The organism is Paenibacillus silviterrae (assembly GCF_030167925.1).
Taxonomy (GTDB): Bacteria; Bacillota; Bacilli; order Paenibacillales; family NBRC-103111; genus Paenibacillus_G; species Paenibacillus_G silviterrae.
In genome coordinates this window covers 231729-249397 of record NZ_JASKUT010000001.1, presented here as the reverse complement: position 1 = coordinate 249397, position 17669 = coordinate 231729, and the positions used below count along the sequence as shown (strand labels likewise).

Genomic DNA, 17669 nt, shown 5'->3' with positions numbered 1-17669 from the left:
AATGCTAAATAAATGTCTCATTAGTGCTTCCCGCTATGAACTTCCCCTGTGTTGGCAATAGGCAATCGCTTCGTAACAGTTGCCTCTGTTCCAGGTTTAACGATCACGAACTGTCCCATCATCCCTTCGTCTTCATGCAGAAGTATATGGCAGTGAAACATATACGCGTGGAACGGATCCTCATATTGGCCGAACTCAACGGCTAGTCTTACCGTTGTTCCACTAGGAAGAAAAACTGTATCCTTCCTCCCGCTAATATAGGCTGGTGCCGGTTGTCCATTCATTTCAATAATGCGAAAAGCTGCTTCATGGATGTGAAAGTTGTGCGCCCAACCGGTATTTTTAATCTCCCAGATTTCACGCGATTCAGCAGGCACCACCTCATCAATCCTATACATGTCCATCTCTTTGCCATTGATTCTTGAAGCACCAGTTAATATAAATTGACGAACTTTGGCATCCAATGGTGCATCAATGGGAGCGACAGTTGTAAGTTGTTCGGGTAATAATGAGCCATTACTTAATTCCTTTCCAGCAACTATCTTCAGTAGATCGAATTCCCCATTATCGACCCCATTGCTCCCCTTGTAACTATGCAGAGTCGTTTGATCTCCGGGTTTAAAATCTACTACAATTTCTGCCCTCTCACCAGGACTCAGTGATATCCTATTTTCAGTTACCACTTTCGGAAGCAACCCCGCGTCGTTCCCAACGATATGAAAGGAACGTCCGTCAGTGAACCCAAAATGAAAAGTCCGGGCATTCGAAGCATTAAGCAATCGGAATCTGATTTGTTTTGATTCAATTTCAAGAAACGGATCATGGGTTCCATTGACGAGAATGTGATTACCCAAGAGACCGAAGGCACTGTTAGTATCCATTGTAAACGATCCGTCTTCTTTAAACTGTTTGTCCTGAATAATTAGTGGAATATCATCAATACCGTATTTTGAAGGTAATTTTTTCGAATCTGGATCATCGATAAGAAACAAGCCTGCTAATCCTTGATACACATGTTTTGCAGTTTTTCCATGCAAATGTGGATGATACCACGTAGTAGCCGCGGGCTGATCGATCATCCAGAAAGGTGTCCATGAGGCACCCGAATCAATCATTTGATGAGGACCACCATCCATAACGGCGGGCAGCCGCATACCGTGCCAATGTAATGTCGATGGTTCATTAAGTTGATTCTTCACTGTAAAGGAAACTTGGTCTCCACGCGAAGCTCGAATGGTGGGTCCAAGATAATTTCCATTGACCCCCCATGTCTCAGCTGGCTTTCCAGGCAAAAATTCGGTTGTGCCGGTTTGCATTGTTAATTCATAATGTTTATTCCCATTCAAGTCTATAGTTGGCTCAAGAAGTGGAGGAATCTTTAATGAATTTTGGAAACTTAGTAAACCTTCATTCGTTATATCACTTTGACTACAGCTGCTTATCGCTAAAGCAAAAAACGTACTAAAAATCAGTACGACTCTTGTCAATGTTATTGATTTCATTAAATTTCACTCCAAGTTTTCTACTTGATCATTTCTAGGTTTCGCTTTTTTACAACGTCATTACTTGAATCGGCATTTTTCTTTCCGCTTTTTTGATCTTTATTCGGAGCTGGGAAACCCCGGGTATTAATAATAATGCCCTCAAACTTTCCTATTGGGAAAATCGAGGGCTTCAGGGTCTAACGATTCGCCATTTTCAAAGTGATTACACATTTAGTGTTAAAGGATAAAGTATAAGCCTTTCACACTACGACACTGCTCCTTTTAAAGACCATATGATCTTGTGATGTCCTGTAGCTGGTCATAGCTAACTGCTCCACTTTGGGCGCGATTATGAATATCATTAAATGCGGAAGTTATCTTGTTAGGGTCACCGTGAACTTGCCAGATAAAGTACTCCCCTCGATCATCCTGCAAGGAAAATATCATTTCCGTACTATCATTAGTAATGAGCATAAAATCTGTTCCATGGGTTATTAAGGTTCCTACTGGAGTGCTGTCAGTACCGTTTCCATATAACAAGGAATTATCGATGGAACTTTGACCCGGTAATTGTCCCTCAACGATGCCAATTTGAAGTCGGTATGCTCCTGGTAGATTATTGATTACACCATCGTCGTATACATCAAAACTAGCTGCCCCATTAACAGTAACTACTCCGTTGTTTATAACTAGTATCTCATTTTGCTGTACTGTACCGCTAGCATCGGGCGACATTAATTGATAAATTTTCAAACTTGATCCTTCATTAAACTGATAATGATCAGTATTATTAATTATCAGTTCTCCGTCATCAATTTTTATATTAACATTTTTGCCCAAGGAATAGGTGTTAGTTCCATCTGATAACACGATGTCATCTACGGTAATGGCTATTGCAGCATTTGATGTTACAGCCTCTCCTGACGACAGGCTTTTTGATTCTACCTTTGAGGTCGATGAGCTTTGACGCTCTACCTCCTGTGGGTTACGTGTCGCTTCTATCATTCTCTGATGTATTTGACTTAAACTATAAATTCCTGCAGTACGGTTGTTTCTTAATTCCTGATACTGTTCCCTTATAAAAGACGGTTTAGGTAGAGGAGATAATGAATCCGTTGTATTTTTTTTTGCACTGAAATCGACAACTCTATACTTAAAGTCAAAGTGTTGTAGTCCTACATTATACCGAGGAATTTGAACCATTATGAGCCCTCCATTTTAGTAGTACAAGTTAAAAAATAAGAGCTATGTATACATGTGCGCACTCAATTGAATAATTATTTTTTTTAACCGATCATAGTAACGACTTTCTCCTGCATCTATAATCACTAAAATTACCCGAACCAAGACACAGGTCTGTTTTGTCGTTAAGACTAACCTTACCAATTTGCTCTTGCAGCGTTACTTTTTGTCGGTAACCTATTCAGTCTTGGTTATTAGCTTTGTTCGAAGACTGTGCTGAGACAAAGGATTTCGCGGCCTATACCCTTTACATATTCAATGATATCTCACCCCCTATCTGTTCACACTCTATCGATCACGCCAAATTAGTTTCAAATATAATTATAAGCAGCTCGTAGGATTAAAAGCGCGCAAAAAAGTGCGTTGCTCACGCAAATTTTGAAACCGGAATATGCTTATTTAATATCAAATAAATATAGACCTACCACCCTGACAGATCCATTACCTGCCATCCAGTTCCAATTCGTCGCGTATAGATTCTAGGGCAAAAATAAAATGCATCGTAATCATCGTCGCCCTATTTGTACAATGATATATTTGATACATATGTTTACATCATTTTTTCACCAATAATATGCTCGTCCACCCCGTGAATATAAAGGAACCTGCCAACACAGCAGGCCCTTCACTTTTATATTATCGTTTCTGCTTATAAAACTCATGGTACAGCTTCATCAACGCCCGCTTCTCTATTCGGGATACGTAGCTCCTGCTGATCCCCAGCTCCTTCGCGATCTCCCGCTGCGTCCGCTCCTCGCCGCCGGTCTCGAGCCCGAAGCGACCAACCACGACCTCCCGCTCCCGCTCATCCAAGATATCCAGATTCTTATAGATCTTCGACTTCTCTATCTTCAGCTGCACCTTATCCACGACATCGTCCGCTTCTGTCCCGAGGATGTCAATCAGTGAAATCTCATTTCCCTCCTTGTCCGTACCGATGGGGTCATGAAGCGAGACATCCTTCTTCGTCTTTTTCAGTGACCGCAGATGCATCAGAATCTCATTCTCGATACAGCGTGCTGCAAACGTCGCAAGCTTGGTCCCTTTGTCGGGACTAAACGATTCGATCGCTTTGATTAAGCCGATGGTGCCGATCGAGATCAAATCCTCCAGGTCCTCCCCGGTATTGTCGAATTTCTTGACGATATGCGCGACCAGCCGGAGGTTGTGCTCGATGAGCAGGTTACGCGAATGCTGATTTCCCTGGGCCATCAACCGCAAGTGTTTTTCCTCTTCATCCTCCGCGAGCGGTTGGGGAAACGCGTTGTTTTTGACATATGAAACCAACAGCATTAATTCTTTGATGAACAAGGCGACCGCTGAGAAAAATCCGGGCACGAACAACACCTCCCAATAGTCTGAACCCCAGAGCCTCATGATGAGATTACTACTATGGTATGTGGGCTGCCGCCCATACGTGCCTGTACCGCCGAAATTTCGCGCTTATTCTGATGGGGCATTACTCCGCTTTTGTTTGTGAAATATATCACTTACCTGAAATCAACACCGTATTATACTAGGCCTGTAAGCCACAAATCCATGTGAATTAACTCATTCTCTACGAAAGCCGGGATCCAAAATGAAACAAGAAAGCAATCACACCTTGAACCCCACGGACATCTTTTTTCTCAATACGCGCTTCCTTTTAATCGTTATGGTCGTTCTGGGTAATATTCTGATGCCGCTGTTATCCACCCATGCGGAGGCGCAGGCCATCGTGATGACCATTTTCACCTTTCATATGCCGATCTTCGTTCTGATCACGGGATACTTCTCCAAGGGCTTCCCCGAGGATCCGCAGCTGCAGCAGGTGCTTCTGCGCATACTTCTACAGTATCTGATTTTCCAAACACTTTACTCAGCTTTGGACTACTTCTTCTTTCGTACTGCACATACCGTCTATTCCTTCTGGGCACCCTACTGGATGCTCTGGTTCCTGTTCAGCCACCTAGGCTGGAAGCTGCTCCTAATCGTCTTTCGAAAGCTGAAGCACCCGCTTCTCACGGCTTGGATGCTGGGTATCCTTGTCGGATATTTGCCTTTCGACGGCTTCTGGGCAAGCATCAGCCGGACCTTTGTGTTTTTTCCGTTTTTCCTCATGGGTTACTATTATCAAGGTAATTTTTTGACGAAAGCCGCGCGCAGCCTTCGCTTAAAGCTGGCCGCAGTCCTCTTGCTGGCGCTGGTCGCTGCCGGATTTTATACAGGAACCTTCCATCTATCGATAGATTGGCTGCTGGGAAGCCGCACCTATCACGAAATGAACCTGAGCCATTGGTATGTCGGCTTGGGCCGAATCGCCGTTTATGCATTCGCACTGGTAGCCTCAGCAGCGTTCCTGATGCTCCAAAGCACCAAATACGGTCGAATCACGACATGGGGGGAGCGCACCGTTTATGTGTTCCTGCTGCACGGAGCCGTCATCAAGGTGCTGACAGCTGCAGGTATCTATGAAGCTCCATGGCCTCCTTTGGCAACGGTTCTCCTTATGGTCATCTTAGGGGTCACCATAACACTTCTGTTATCGGGCTCGCGCGTAGCTGCGTTAACGCATCCTTTGATCCATCCGAACCCGCAGCCCTTCCTCGGTAAAATCAGAAGCTTTCATCGCACATAGCACTGATAACGTAAAACAACCCGTACCGTGCTCATTAGGGCGCAGTACGGGTTTTCTATAGGCTAGCTTAGCTTAAAAGCGATATCGATCTCCTTGATCTTTTTTTCGTCGATCGGAACGATCTCGCCCAGACAGCGTGTCGAGATCAGTGCCTTAGCGCTGTATTCCGCCACCTCCAGGCGATCGAAGGCATTCAGCAGATTTTGTCCCGTCACAATGATGCAATCATTGGCGACTAGGGCAAGTGGCGTATCCTCGCGAAACACCTTGGCTGTTTCCAACGGCGAATGGAATGTCATTCCATATGGGAGCTTAGGAATGGTCCGAAGCAGGATATAGCTCTCCGGAATCGTTCTGGAGTCGAAGTCGCTATCCGTTACGGCAAACGCCATAATGTTCGGAGGATGTGCGATAATGATCGAACCGACATGCGGCTGCGTCTCGTAAATCTGCTGATGCAGCAGCACGGAACGGCTCGGCGTTTTACCGGCTTCCTTCTTCCCGTGCTCGATTCTCACCAGATCTTCCGGCTCCAGATGTTTCCGGTCTACCGCATAGGGTGTAATGATGAAGGAGCCATCCTCCATTCGCTGCGAGAAGGTCCCCTGCGTGCTCGTAAAAAGCTTCTGATCATACGCCCGGTGGATCAGTTCGCACATATCTCTTCGAAGCTCTTTTTCTTTGGCGGAGAACGTCACCGGCGAGAATTCGTCCAAACTGGCGTGCATTTTCTTACCGATGCTTTCCTTCCCCTGCGGCAGCGGTATGCCGAGCCGGTTCGCCTTAATTTCAAGTCTTGCACAATAGTCCAGCGTCTCGAAGATGTTAAAGGCCTCGTACAAGGTGTTGGATCCGATCACAACACCGTGGTTCTCGAGCATCACCGCATTCACCCCCCTGGAGAACACTGACGCGATGTTCTGCCCTAGCTCCTCGCTGCCGGGAAGAGCATACTCCGCCATGCCGATGTCGCCGCAGATTTGGTAATCGTTCGGAAGCAGGTAAAGATTCGGCAATCTTCTAACCATGCTGAAGGCTACCAGCGCCGGAGGATGAGCATGGACAACCGCCTTCAAATCCGGTCTCTGCCGATAAATCTGCTGATGAAACGGAAATTCGCTGGAGGGCCTGTGCAAGCCGACCACCTCACCGCTCCGCTTAACGCAAACAATATCCTGACGCCTTAAGCTTCCCTTATCCACTCCGGTCGGTGTAATCCAGATATCCCCGTTCTCATCCAGCAGCGAGACATTTCCTCCGGAAGTGGTTGTCATCCCGTAATGATAAATGCGCTCCATCATCTGCAGAATTTGATCCGCAGGATGCGTAAGTAATGAATGCATGCCTCTCACCTCTTTTTATTGTTTACACCCGTTTCTATCCGTTTTGTTCTGTTTTTATTATAAACGATAGGAAATCATCTCCGATGTGATCTAAGTTATAGAGATAAAAAAACAGGTACCCGCAAAGGATACCTGTTATGACGACATAGGTGTTATATTCCAGCGCCATCCTCATTGAAGTTTCGTTTTTCCGCTTGCGACGCGTCATAAAGACTTTTCAAACCGACCGTTGCAATCAGTAGCGAGGCTAGAACGAACAAGGTGTAGAAGGAAGGCTCAAAGAAGATTTTCACAAGAACGAAGGAGACAACCATGGAAAGCAGTGGAGATACGATCCATACCTTCATGATCTTTGCAATGATCCCCTTCTGCCACAGCTTAAAGCCATGATCCGCTGTACCGATACCAAGAATTGCCGTTGTTGTAATCTGTGTTAACGGTACAGGAATCCCCAGGAGTGAAGCAATAATGACCAAGCCCCCCCCTGTGCCCGAGATAAAAATTCCCTGCAGCAGCGACATGTTGGTAATCTTCTTGCCATTCGTATCAAGCACCCTGCCGCCAAGCAGGATGGCACCAAGGGAAACAAACAAACCGCCCCAAAAGACTCCGGAGCCTGCGCTCATGAGACCGGCACCCACCAGCGGCCCCACAGCGTTGGCCACATTATTCATTCCCGCGGAGAAGGCTTCCATGAACCCGGCCAGGATGACGAGAATCATCAGCACCCGCTTCCATTTGCCGTTTCCGACACCGCGCCATTTCGGATCCTTCCGCTCTAGGTAACGGATCAGATACCCGGCTCCCCAAGCAAGCGTGAAGGCGATTACCGGGAAGATGACCCAGAAGGATACGATGTACAATACATTTTTGACGAACAGCACCTCATAGGCTACTCCGACACCTACCACAGCGCCTACCGTCACCTCGCTGGTGGACAACGGAATGCCCATCATATTGGAGGTGAACAGGGTTACGGTAGCCGACAACAAGATAACGATCACGAGATATACCGTCAGCATATTTGACGGAATGATGCCTTTACCTAAGGTCTTGACGACCTCTCCCCCACCTAGATACGCCCCCATGAAAACGCCAATGGCTACTAATATTAACGCAATTCGTTTGCTCCTAATAGCTCCGCTGCCGTAGGCAACGCCCATGGACGCCGCGGCGCCGCTCGCTCCGATATTCATGGCAAAAAACAGGGCGATAAGGATTGCAATTACTGTAAAGGTCACGCAGTTCAGCTCCTCGTGGAGTATTCCCGACTATTTCACTTTGAATAGTTAAGATAATTGGATATGCCTCATTTTACCGTTAACCGTACACAGCGTCAATATGATCTTTCACGAAAAAAAATAAATTCATTTCGAAAAAATTTGTCTAAAATATTCATAAACTTCCTAAATATTTGTCAATTATTCTCTTATGGTGTCAAAATAAACTTGAAAAAGTTGTATAATATTTTTTAGTAAAGTCTTTAGAATTTCCCCTTCGAGAGGAATTGAAGCTGTGTTTCATCCTATTCGCCGCTTGCTGCTCTTGTTATTGCTTATCTTGATTCTTCTTCCGGCCCCTAAGGCGACGGCCCTCCATGAAAATCCGGTCCCGTTTCGCTTAGGTCATATGGATGCCAGCGGCACCAGCTTACATAATCGAAGCTCGCTATACCTGAACGGAGAATGGCAATTTTACTGGCAGCAGCTGCTGAGCCCTTCTTCCTTCAACGATCGGACGGCAGCTTTCCATTGGGTTCAGGTACCCCATGTTTGGAAAAGCAGCGAAACCGCTCCATCTAATGAAGGCTATGCAACATATCGCATGACGATGACCCTCCATCCCGACGATGTTTCTACACTAAAGGGAATCTATATTCACGGCATCGCATCCGCCTACTACCTGTGGGTAAACGGAGAGCTCCTGCTTGAGAACGGGGTCGTGGGAACGGATCAAACCTCCATGAGCCCTAAGCATTATTCGCGGGTTGCCGTCTTTCAGCCTAAGCAGCAGGAGCTTGAGATTGTCATTCAAGTATCGAACTTTGTCCAGCGCAAGGGCGGGATATGGGAGAAGATCGAGCTAGGCGAAGCGGACTCCATTCTATTTGCCCGTGAGAAGAGCATGACGCTGCAGACCTTCATCTCCAGCGGCTTATTCCTGATCGGCTTATACCATCTGGCGCTCTATTGGTTTCGAAAGCGCGACAAGATCGCCTTCTACATGGCTATTTGCAGCTTGCTGTTTTCGATCCGTACGATGCTTCTTGGAGACAACATTCTCGTCCGGCTTCTGCCTCAGCTTGATTGGGAGCTCATGGTAAAGGTCGAATATTTATCGCCCTATTTGTCCATACCGTTGTTTATGCTGTTTGTCCGCGAGCTGTATCCTAAAGAAACTACGGCATGGGTCACTCGTATCACGCTTCTCGTCGGATTCGTTTTTTGTGCGACGGTCCTAGTATTTCCGGCACGGGTGTTTACCTACACCATGAGTGCTTTTCAAATCTATACGGCGCTAGTACTCACCTACATTGTCGGTGTTTTCATCGTTGCCGCCTATCGGCGCCGCGAGCACGCTCGGCTTCAATGCTCCGTCATTCTGCTTATGATTGCTGGCGTAACAAACGATATGTTATATCATAACCATGTGATAACATCCATCGATTTTTCACCATTGGGAATATATATTTACTTATTTGCCCAAACGCTGATTATCGCCTTTCGCTACTCTCAATTTCAATATAAGGTGGAGCGAATGTCGGAAGAGCTTAAGGATTGGAACGCAAAGCTTGAGGAGCGGATTCGGGAGAGAACGCACGAGCTGGAAGCCAGCCATACCGAGCTTCGCATTGCCTATGACCAGCTGAACCGAATGGAGGAATCTCGTCGGTCGCTCATTGCCAACATTTCGCACGAGCTGAAAACCCCGATGACGACGATCCAGGGCTACATTAAAGCGATGATCGACGGTATTGTGCCGATGAATGATTCCAAGCCATTGCAAATGGTGTACGGTAAAGTTCTGTTTGTCGGGCGCCTTGTGCAGGATCTCTTCGAGCTGTCGAAGCTGGAGTCCAATCAGATCAAGTTTGCCTTTACAACGGTTCCCGTGAAGGAATTTCTCGATTCGGTGCTTATGCAGTTCCAGCTGGATATCCGCAGCAAGGGCTACGAATTCGAGCTGTTCCGGGACGAACGGCTGACCCATGAGAATCCGAACGTGATTATCGATCAGGACCGCATCCTGCAGGTCATGACGAATTTACTGTATAACGCAGTCAAATTTACACCCGAGGGCGGAAGCATTACGGTCCGCGCTTCCCGCACCGCCCGATCCGAGCTTCTGATTGAAGTTAAGGACACAGGGGTAGGGATGGAGGAAGACGTAATCCCGCATGTCTTTGAGAGGTTCTATAAAGGCGCGCGCCATAAGCCGCTCAATCGTGACGGAACGGGTTTAGGCCTGTCGATTGTCAAGGAAATAGTAACGCAGCACGGCGGCCAAGTTGGTGTAACCAGTCGATTGCAGGAGGGCAGCACCTTTTACTTTACACTACCGCTTCGCGATGAAAAGGAGGAGCTTTCGGATGTCATCGGATAACAAACGTGTGATGGTCGTTGAGGATGAACCGGAGATTCGAGAGTTGATATTGTTATACTTAAAGGCCGAGGGGTTTCAAACCTACATCGCAGACAATGCGGAAGAAGCGTTGCCCTTATTTGGCGCTGTCAATCCCGACCTCGTGCTGCTGGATATCCAGCTGCCGGGCAACGACGGCTATAAGCTATGTGAAGAGATTCGAAAATATTCGAACGTACCTATTATTTTTCTAACCTGCCGCACCGATAACGATGATGTCATCAAGGGACTCAAGCTGGGGGCAGACGATTACATTGCAAAGCCCTTCGACCCTAAGGTTGTAATGGCTCGAATCCATTCCAACCTGCGCCGTTCCTCGATATTTCGAAGAGATATGATTGAACAAAATCAGGAACACCTTCCCCGTGTTCTGCAGTTCGGTCCGCTTGTGCTCGATTTGGAGAGCTACAGCGCCTCCATGAACGGCGAACCGATTCCATTGGCAACGAAGGAGATGCAGCTGCTGCTTTTTTTTGCCAAGCATGTTGGGGAAGTATTCTCGCTTGAAGAGCTCTATTCCGCCGTTTGGGGCCAATCCAGCAACAGCGATACCCGAACCGTCATGGTTCATCTCAGTAATCTCCGGAAGAAGCTGGAGCCCGCTTCACCAATTTCCAATTATATCCACAACATTCGTGGGGTCGGCTACAAATTCCTGCCGTCGGCCAGCGTACATAAGTCATGAGAAGGGGGTCATGGGCATGAGCAGCATACCTGTTTTGATTGTTGAGGACGGGGAAGAAATTCGCGAGCTTCTTCGTTTATACCTTATGCCGAACGGGTTTCACGTTACAATGGCCGAGGACGGCCGCAGCGGATTAGAGAAATTCAGCCAGGTGCAGCCCAGCATCGTACTTCTGGATATTAATCTTCCGGATATCAACGGGTATGAGGTATGCCGTAAAATTCGGGAGCAGTCGAATGTGCCGATCGTTTTTATCAGCTGTAACACCTCCTCAGAGGATATCGTTCGAGGTCTGGAGCTTGGTGGAGACGATTATATCGAGAAGCCTTTCGATCCCGCTGTGGTTGTAGCCCGCATTATTGCCAACCTGCGTCGAGCGCCCATCGGACAAGTCTCGAATCCCGTTATGGTTACCGAGGATGAATTGGTTCGTATACGGGACCTTGTCATTGACCCGAAGCATCTTCGCGTCCATATTGGCGGTACGAGCATCTCTCTAACCGCGAAGGAAATGCAGCTGCTTCTCTATATGGTGAAGCACCCGAACCGTACGCTGACCTCCGATCAATTATACTATGGCGTTTGGGGTGCAGACAGCATGGGTGACACCAGAACGATTCAGGTGCATATCAGCAGCATTCGCAGAAAAATTGAAGCCAACCCCGCCGTACCGGAATATATCCTGAATATACGGGGAATTGGCTATAAGCTCCAGGTCTGATGCTGGTTGTCACACGATATTTCGCTTGAGCTTCGGCTGCCGTTCGGAGGCTGAGGCTTCCACGTCGGAAGCGGCGATCTGGAAGCCGAGAAGAGTAATATCGTCTCGCTGTGCCGCTTCCCCCATGTAATCCTCCAGCTCTCGCCACAGCTCTGCAACCAGCTCCGATACAGGCAGCTCCTGCCTCTCCTCCAGCAATCGCTGGAATCTCTTCTTGCCGAAGCCGTAGACGGTTTCAGCCCCTCTTTGATCATAGAAGCCGTCGGAAGCCATGAAGAATGAGCTCTCGGGACCAAACTCCGTCTCATGCTCTTGATAAACGTAGTGCTCGGGCGTTTTACGATATCCGATACTTTTGCGGTTTCCTTCCAGAACGCGAAGACCATCCGCATCCTTCACGTAAAGAGAAAGCTTCGCCCCTGAGAACGACAATCGGGAGCGGCGGTGATCGATGAAGAGAAGACCCAGATCAAAGCCGTCGTCGGTAATTCCGTTGCCGGTTTGCTGATGCAGTGTCTGCTTGACCAGCCCATTCAGCTGCCGCAGAAACTCTCCGGGCCCGTGGACCTCTTCCTGCTCCGCAACCCGGTCCAGCAAGGAGATCGCCAGCATCGTCATGAAGGCTCCCGGTACGCCATGACCGGTACAATCCCCCAAGGCGACCCAGACACCGCCGGAAACAGGCTTGACCCAGTAAAAATCGCCGCCGACCGTATCGCGCGGCTGCCATTTTACATGAGAGCGGATCCCAGCCGCGGACCACTGTGCAGCTTGCGGCAGCAGTGACTCTTGAATTCTCTTGGCATAATCAATGCTGTCGGTAAGCTGGTCATTGCGTTCGGCCAGCTCTCTTGTTCGCACCTGAACCTTAGCTTCAAGCTCTTGGTTCAGCTGAAGCGCCCGTTTGTAAGGATTGGCCAGCCGATGCGAAATAAAATAAAAGAGAGCCAAAATCATAATAAAGGTAAAAAGGGAAACAATGGCTGTGTTCGTTTTGATATTCTGAAGTACCGATACCGTTTCCTTCCGCTCCACCCGAAAGAGCAGCTGCAGACCGGTTGAACTTAGAGGATAGCTGATCATGTCCATTAAGCCGCCTTCTGCCGTTTCGCTCTCCGTCACATGAATTTTCCCATCATTCTTCAGCTGCCCTAACAGAAGTGAGTCGACGTAGTCGTGAATCGGCTTACCGAAATGCTCCTGACGGTCGGAGAGCACAATCTCTCCACTGTCGTTGATCAGCCAAAGATTGCTGTTCTCCCCGTATTTAAACTCCTGAAATTGCTTGGAAAGCAGCTGGAGCGTCATTCCGACACCGACAATCGCCAGCGGCTTCTCGCTTTCATCCTTCATCATGGCATTCACGAAGACGAACGTATCCTTGCGCTCCTCGTTATAGTCCACTTGGACGTCAATCAGCTTCTCTGCTTCGATCAGGTCAAAGAACCATCGGTCGTCGGGATCACTCGGAGTTACCGTATCGATGATACGGCCGCTTTCGGACCAGTAATGCCGGGTCAACGCGCTAACGACGAAAGAATTGCTGTAGCCGAACTGCTTGGCAAGGAGCGCCAGCTTCTGCAGAGCATCCTTGCCGAGAGCTTCATCCGCTTCTCCGCCGTTCACCCAGCGGATCAATTGCGGATCCTTAGCCATAATGAGCGAAGTTTCCTTCGCTTTCTCGATATGCCCGTCCACCTTGGCCGCCATCGATTCCACGATACGGACCAAATCCTTATCCTTCCACTTTCGCACGAGCTCATCTTCCGTGAATCCATAGGTGATCACGCCGATCAGCAGCATGGAAAACACGATGACAACGCTGGCAAAGCCAATGACCTTCAGCGTCCCTTTATCATAGTGTTTCATCGGTTCACGCTTCTTTTATCATCAGAATATCAAATGGCATGCTCATATCTTCCTGGAACTCCTCAGCGCATTCCAATTCACTGTCATTTTCCTCGTTGCAATACCACTCGAGCCTGATGTTCTTGCCCGCTTGGTAAGCCTCCTCAAATTTTTCCAGTAACATCATCATGCATTTCGTGCTGCTGGTATTGATGTAAGGAAGCTCCAAAGATACCGTAACCGCCTCTTGGCCTTGAAGCGTACCGATATACTGATCAACCCATGCGAAGATCGGCTCGTAAAATTTAAAAGCGTTCTCCGGATAAGACTCTCCTTTCATAGTCAATCGATGCAATGTAGGCTCGAAGGCAATTTCAGGTGTACTCTTGGTAGCTGCGATATACAGGCTGTTCAACTAAACCACCGCCTTCAGTGTAAAGAATGAAACCTCGTCATCAATCCGAGTAACCGTATATTCCAATGGCTTGCTGGTTTTTCGGGCCATCTCGACGAGACCGATCCCTGCTCCGCTGCAGCCGTCGGGGAGCTCCCGCTTCAGCAGCTCCTTATACAGCTTCTTCAGCTCCGCCTTGTCGAGCCCGATCAAATGCTTAAGCTTGTCCTTTAATTCTTCCACATCCTTGTTTTCCACGAGATTTCCGGAGCTAACGATGCTTCCGTCCTCTTCCTTTCCGATCGTAACAATACTGGAAGAAGCAATCCTTTCATAAGACGGGCTTCCCTGCTTGCTTAAACAGTAATTTTTAATATTTTGCGTTTGCTCGATGAAGATCGAGAAGATTTCCCTGATTTCGCTGGTCGGGCGCTCTTCATCCTCCAAATATTTGCGAACTGCAGCCCCGTATTCCTCGATCAGCCCTTGCGAAAGTCGCCCGGAAAAGCTGATCAGGATTTTCTTTTGCCTTAAAAAGCTCTGAACCTCATAAAGGTGATTGGTCATGCAGATTCTCCTTCCGGGAAGTATTGTCGAAATTTTCTGGGCTCAGCTGTATTGGGATGGTAAGTAAGGAAGCTTTCTCCCCCAGTTGAACCGTAAGCCCGCCTACGAAGCTTTCTACAGACTTGTCTTTAAGTTGCTCGATTTGGACACCCTCTGCCCAAGTAACCCGAACGAACAGCTTACCGATTCTTGAATCATGATGATGCAGTTCATAATCGATGTCTATCTGTATGTTTGCGCCCCATAACACCTGTTCCATCGGCCGCTCGAACAGCATAACCAGGGCATGAGTTAACGATGTCGGTTCAAGCCAGAGCATAATCCGTTCTGCATGAGCAATAGGAACGATGGCTGAAACCCGTTCAGGGTAAAGAGCCGCCTTGCAAAGCTGGGCATGGTGCTCCGATAAGCGCTCGAGCAAATCATTCGCTTTAAGCGGCCGCCGGTAATAGGGCATATTTTGAGCCTTTTGGCTTGTTAAAAGGAACAAATCCTTGATCAAGTGATTCACCGTCAAAATCTTGTTATAAATCATTCGCAGATATTTATCGTCAGCGGTGATCACACGATCCAGCATGGCTTTAATATAGCCTTGTATCGTAGACATGGGGGTACCAAGCTCATGGGAAATATCCGCGATCAGCTGCCGCCTGATTTGTTCTTGATGTTTTAAATTGTTGTGGGCTTCATGCAGCTCCTGTTCCTGCTTCTTCAACGTTTCTCCTTGAATGTCGCTGATTCGAGAAATTTTCATAGCTGTCTTTAACAGCTTTTCGTAATCGTTGATCAATTCGGAATACAGCTCGCGAGACTCATCCGCCCATCGATTTTTATCCAGCGCTTCCTTGGCTTGATCCAGCACCTGGAGCTCGTCTTGGAACAGTCGCTTATATTGATATTTCCGCTGCTCTCTTCCCGCCATTCGTCCACCTCCGCTCTGTCTCATTATAGTCGAAATATGTCGTTACATTGAGTAAAGAATCGCTAAAGAATTTAAAGTTTAGTAAATCATCCTCCGCATCGGATAAGCAATGCGCATGACAAGACCTTCCCCGTCCTCCGGCGGCGGGGTAACATTCGGCACATACGCAAGCCCATCCGATCCGTGTAGCGCCGATACAGCGAGGGCCAAGCTGTCCACCAAATCGTCCCGGGCGACCTGACTTCGCGGGGTACGTGCGAGCGTATCCACAACGATCTGCTCCGATGGTGCATAAAGCTTTGACAAAATTTCCATTCGTTCCTTATAACCGGATTCCGTCTTTTTATTATTTCTCATCGGGGCACCGGACCAAGCGGCAAAAGCCAGCTCCGGGTGGGACTCTTGAAATCGCAGCTTGGCGAGGGGTTCGGAACGAATTAGACGGTCAAGCTCTCGAATCTTCGGGACGATGTTCCATGTTTGCTTGGAAAGACCTTTCCCGGACAGCCTTCGCTGCCATTCACCGGCTTGATCGTAATTGGCCGCTTCCAATACCTCGCGTACCGGAACGGGAAAAATGCTCGAAGCCCGGTACGGCTTCAATAGGGCCCTCGCCTCCGACTCGCAATGCCGCACATGCCGTGTATCCGGCAGCCCGATCGGCATATCAATCAGAATCAATTCCGCATCCCGATGAGCTTCCCAGAGCTCCGTTATGTGCTTATACAGGAAGACTTGTCCAGTAGAGTTATCCATACGAAAAACGGTGGCGGCCCAGCCGAAAGGACAGCCATCGATACCGATATAGGTTCGCATAGCATCCCCCCCTTCTAATAGCATTTTGTACAGCCATATAAGGAACAATTAAAACTCCAGCTTCGCCTACTCCGTTCAAATCATCACCCCATTATACCATTTATTTCTACCTCCACTTCAAAAAAACACCTTCGTGGTATGTTACTAGGGACAACGATACAATCAGCAGGGTATTCGTGCTCATACCATAAACACAGAGGCACGAATATATCTGAAGCTGTATGAAAACAGATACTGTTTGTTATCAGGGACGGGAGTGGATGAAATTGTCTAAAGGGATCGTGGATATTTTGGTTCTACAAGAAATGGAGGAGAATGTCGTTACATTCGTAACCGACAGAGATGGAGGGCTCCCGCAGGACCTGCAGGAAATTCAAGAGGGGGTAACATTGACGCTCAAAAAGGGACCTCATGATGCGAAGGTAAGCATCCGAAAGGAGTATGGGGATGAATCTCCATTTCAGTTTGCGGAGATCAATCCGAAGCTGGCGAAAAAGCTCTCCATACGAAACGGCACACGTTACGCATTGGAGTATGATCCGAAGTCCAATACGCTAGAGCTTATTCGCATGCCCGCAACACAGGTAAGTGCTACGGTCACCGTTGGCCGCAGTCGTTCAAAGAGCAGCCTTAGCCTAACGGTCGGTTACGCACTGTTAAGCTTATTAGGAGCAGCTGAGAATCGTCCTGCCGAAATCTTATTAAAGAAAGGAACGCGTTCGCAAAAAATCAGACTGTTCGTTCCCGAAAATGAACTGAATGGAGAATTTCGAGTAACTCCGCTGCTGGCTAACCAGTACGGGCTCGAAGACGGGAAACCTTTCCTCATGGAATATAACCAAGCAACGAAGGTTCTCTCCATTCTGGGGCCCGCAACAACGGATATCAGCATGCTGCTGCGTAAACGTAAAAGGCTGCGCAAGAGATTAACCGCAGCCGCGCTGCGTCAAGTGGTTATTTCCGTGCGTCAGAGGGCTCGCTCCCCTCGCATAGCCAGTGCGAGGAAACTCTTGAACCGGGCACGGAGTAGCAGTCGCAATCATAACTTACCTATTTTTTGAACTGATTCCAGTCCATCTTGCTGTTATTCAATAGATGCTCAAAATCATTGTCGAGCCGCTTTAGCTCGGCTTTTTGAGCTTCTGCCACCCGTTTGCGGGCTTCTTCTTTCTGTTTGGCTTCCTCTGCCTTCATTTCATTAGCTTGTGCCTTCAGTTTATCAACAATATCACGACTAAGCAGATCCTGCAGGGTTGCCTGCTTCTCTTGGGCGGCTTTAGGGGCTGGAGCCGTGGTGGAATTGCGTTTTTTCGCCATAACGAATACTCTCGCTTTCTCTAGAATACAACATGATGGGCACCGTCTTGCCGGGTGATGCGATACGATCA

16 protein-coding genes are annotated in these 17669 nt (G+C 48.0%); 5 read left to right on the top strand and 11 right to left on the bottom strand.

Translation table 11 applies throughout. The features are described 5' to 3' along the window. Nucleotides 1–20: 20 nt before the first annotated feature. From QMO62_RS01155 to sigK, 3 genes are all read right to left on the bottom strand, one after another. Complete coding sequence (locus tag QMO62_RS01155) at nucleotides 21–1502, bottom strand: multicopper oxidase family protein (RefSeq protein WP_284638080.1); 1482 nt, start codon at nucleotides 1500–1502, stop codon at nucleotides 21–23. A 264-nt stretch (nucleotides 1503–1766) separates the two neighbouring features. Continuing rightward, a complete protein-coding gene (locus QMO62_RS01150) occupies nucleotides 1767–2687 on the bottom strand; it encodes a hypothetical protein (protein WP_284638078.1) in 921 nt (306 codons plus the stop codon). Nucleotides 2688–3362: 675 nt separating this feature from the next. After that, complete coding sequence (gene sigK, locus QMO62_RS01145) at nucleotides 3363–4064, bottom strand: RNA polymerase sporulation sigma factor SigK (protein WP_284638076.1); 702 nt, start codon at nucleotides 4062–4064, stop codon at nucleotides 3363–3365. A gap of 241 nt (nucleotides 4065–4305) precedes the next feature. Between sigK and QMO62_RS01140 the strand changes: the two genes are divergently transcribed. Next, nucleotides 4306–5343 carry an acyltransferase family protein gene (locus QMO62_RS01140; protein WP_284638074.1) on the top strand — a complete coding sequence of 346 codons (1038 nt, stop codon included), beginning with the start codon at nucleotides 4306–4308 and terminating at the stop codon, nucleotides 5341–5343. Nucleotides 5344–5405: 62 nt separating this feature from the next. On the opposite strand, the gene QMO62_RS01135 is transcribed toward QMO62_RS01140, so the two are convergent. Beyond that, nucleotides 5406–6686, bottom strand: coding sequence for a class II aldolase/adducin family protein (locus QMO62_RS01135; protein WP_284638073.1), 1281 nt, complete (start codon nucleotides 6684–6686; stop codon nucleotides 5406–5408). A 152-nt stretch (nucleotides 6687–6838) separates the two neighbouring features. Further along, nucleotides 6839–7927 carry a sulfate permease gene (gene cysP / locus QMO62_RS01130; RefSeq protein ID WP_284638072.1) on the bottom strand — a complete coding sequence of 363 codons (1089 nt, stop codon included), beginning with the start codon at nucleotides 7925–7927 and terminating at the stop codon, nucleotides 6839–6841. Nucleotides 7928–8201: 274 nt separating this feature from the next. Between cysP and QMO62_RS01125 the strand changes: the two genes are divergently transcribed. The 3 genes from QMO62_RS01125 to QMO62_RS01115 are packed head-to-tail and all read left to right on the top strand — an operon-like array spanning nucleotide 8202 to nucleotide 11734. Beyond that, nucleotides 8202–10289: a sensor histidine kinase gene (locus QMO62_RS01125; protein ID WP_284638070.1), complete on the top strand. Its 2088-nt coding sequence runs from the start codon at nucleotides 8202–8204 to the stop codon at nucleotides 10287–10289. After that, nucleotides 10276–11013 (top strand): response regulator transcription factor, encoded by a 738-nt coding sequence (locus tag QMO62_RS01120; protein WP_284638068.1) that lies wholly within the window; start codon nucleotides 10276–10278, stop codon nucleotides 11011–11013. Before QMO62_RS01125 ends, QMO62_RS01120 begins: the two co-directional genes overlap by 14 nt. A 16-nt stretch (nucleotides 11014–11029) precedes the next feature. Next, nucleotides 11030–11734 carry a response regulator transcription factor gene (locus QMO62_RS01115; RefSeq protein WP_284638066.1) on the top strand — a complete coding sequence of 235 codons (705 nt, stop codon included), beginning with the start codon at nucleotides 11030–11032 and terminating at the stop codon, nucleotides 11732–11734. Nucleotides 11735–11743: 9 nt separating this feature from the next. Here QMO62_RS01115 and QMO62_RS01110 read toward each other — a convergent pair whose 3' ends face one another. The 5 genes from QMO62_RS01110 to QMO62_RS01090 all read right to left on the bottom strand — a co-directional run bounded on the left by QMO62_RS01110 (nucleotide 11744) and on the right by QMO62_RS01090 (nucleotide 16281). Beyond that, a complete protein-coding gene (locus tag QMO62_RS01110; RefSeq protein ID WP_284638064.1) occupies nucleotides 11744–13603 on the bottom strand; it encodes a SpoIIE family protein phosphatase in 1860 nt (619 codons plus the stop codon). Nucleotides 13604–13607: 4 nt separating this feature from the next. Then, nucleotides 13608–13997, bottom strand: a complete 390-nt coding sequence (locus QMO62_RS01105; protein ID WP_284638062.1) for a DUF1987 domain-containing protein — start codon at nucleotides 13995–13997, stop codon at nucleotides 13608–13610. Continuing rightward, nucleotides 13998–14543: a SiaB family protein kinase gene (locus QMO62_RS01100; protein WP_284638061.1), complete on the bottom strand. Its 546-nt coding sequence runs from the start codon at nucleotides 14541–14543 to the stop codon at nucleotides 13998–14000. After that, entirely contained in the window at nucleotides 14524–15465 is a 942-nt protein-coding gene (locus QMO62_RS01095) for a sensor histidine kinase (protein WP_284638059.1), read from the bottom strand. Before QMO62_RS01095 ends, QMO62_RS01100 begins: the two co-directional genes overlap by 20 nt. 78 nt (nucleotides 15466–15543) lie before the next feature. Further along, entirely contained in the window at nucleotides 15544–16281 is a 738-nt protein-coding gene (locus QMO62_RS01090; RefSeq protein ID WP_284638056.1) for a DUF429 domain-containing protein, read from the bottom strand. A 260-nt stretch (nucleotides 16282–16541) separates the two neighbouring features. Between QMO62_RS01090 and QMO62_RS01085 the strand changes: the two genes are divergently transcribed. Next, a complete protein-coding gene (locus QMO62_RS01085; RefSeq protein WP_284638054.1) occupies nucleotides 16542–17342 on the top strand; it encodes a hypothetical protein in 801 nt (266 codons plus the stop codon). Here the strand turns inward: QMO62_RS01085 and QMO62_RS01080 are convergent. Beyond that, nucleotides 17332–17598 (bottom strand): YqkE family protein, encoded by a 267-nt coding sequence (locus QMO62_RS01080; RefSeq protein ID WP_284638052.1) that lies wholly within the window; start codon nucleotides 17596–17598, stop codon nucleotides 17332–17334. The two genes, QMO62_RS01085 and QMO62_RS01080, sit on opposite strands and share 11 nt — an antisense overlap. Nucleotides 17599–17669: the final 71 nt, after the last annotated feature.

Excerpts from the sequence above, each read along its gene's own strand:
- QMO62_RS01080 (WP_284638052.1), bottom strand. The coding sequence starts at position 17,598 with ATGGCGAAAAAACGCAATTCCACCACGGCTCCAGCCCCTAAAGCCGCC.
- QMO62_RS01155 (WP_284638080.1), bottom strand. The coding sequence starts at position 1,502 with ATGAAATCAATAACATTGACAAGAGTCGTACTGATTTTTAGTACGTTT.
- QMO62_RS01085 (WP_284638054.1), top strand. The coding sequence starts at position 16,542 with ATGAAATTGTCTAAAGGGATCGTGGATATTTTGGTTCTACAAGAAATG.
- QMO62_RS01120 (WP_284638068.1), top strand. The coding sequence starts at position 10,276 with ATGTCATCGGATAACAAACGTGTGATGGTCGTTGAGGATGAACCGGAG.
- QMO62_RS01110 (WP_284638064.1), bottom strand. The coding sequence starts at position 13,603 with ATGAAACACTATGATAAAGGGACGCTGAAGGTCATTGGCTTTGCCAGC.
- QMO62_RS01140 (WP_284638074.1), top strand. The coding sequence starts at position 4,306 with ATGAAACAAGAAAGCAATCACACCTTGAACCCCACGGACATCTTTTTT.
- QMO62_RS01090 (WP_284638056.1), bottom strand. The coding sequence starts at position 16,281 with ATGCGAACCTATATCGGTATCGATGGCTGTCCTTTCGGCTGGGCCGCC.
- QMO62_RS01095 (WP_284638059.1), bottom strand. The coding sequence starts at position 15,465 with ATGGCGGGAAGAGAGCAGCGGAAATATCAATATAAGCGACTGTTCCAA.
- QMO62_RS01100 (WP_284638061.1), bottom strand. The coding sequence starts at position 14,543 with ATGACCAATCACCTTTATGAGGTTCAGAGCTTTTTAAGGCAAAAGAAA.
- QMO62_RS01115 (WP_284638066.1), top strand. The coding sequence starts at position 11,030 with ATGAGCAGCATACCTGTTTTGATTGTTGAGGACGGGGAAGAAATTCGC.
- QMO62_RS01135 (WP_284638073.1), bottom strand. The coding sequence starts at position 6,686 with ATGCATTCATTACTTACGCATCCTGCGGATCAAATTCTGCAGATGATG.
- QMO62_RS01150 (WP_284638078.1), bottom strand. The coding sequence starts at position 2,687 with ATGGTTCAAATTCCTCGGTATAATGTAGGACTACAACACTTTGACTTT.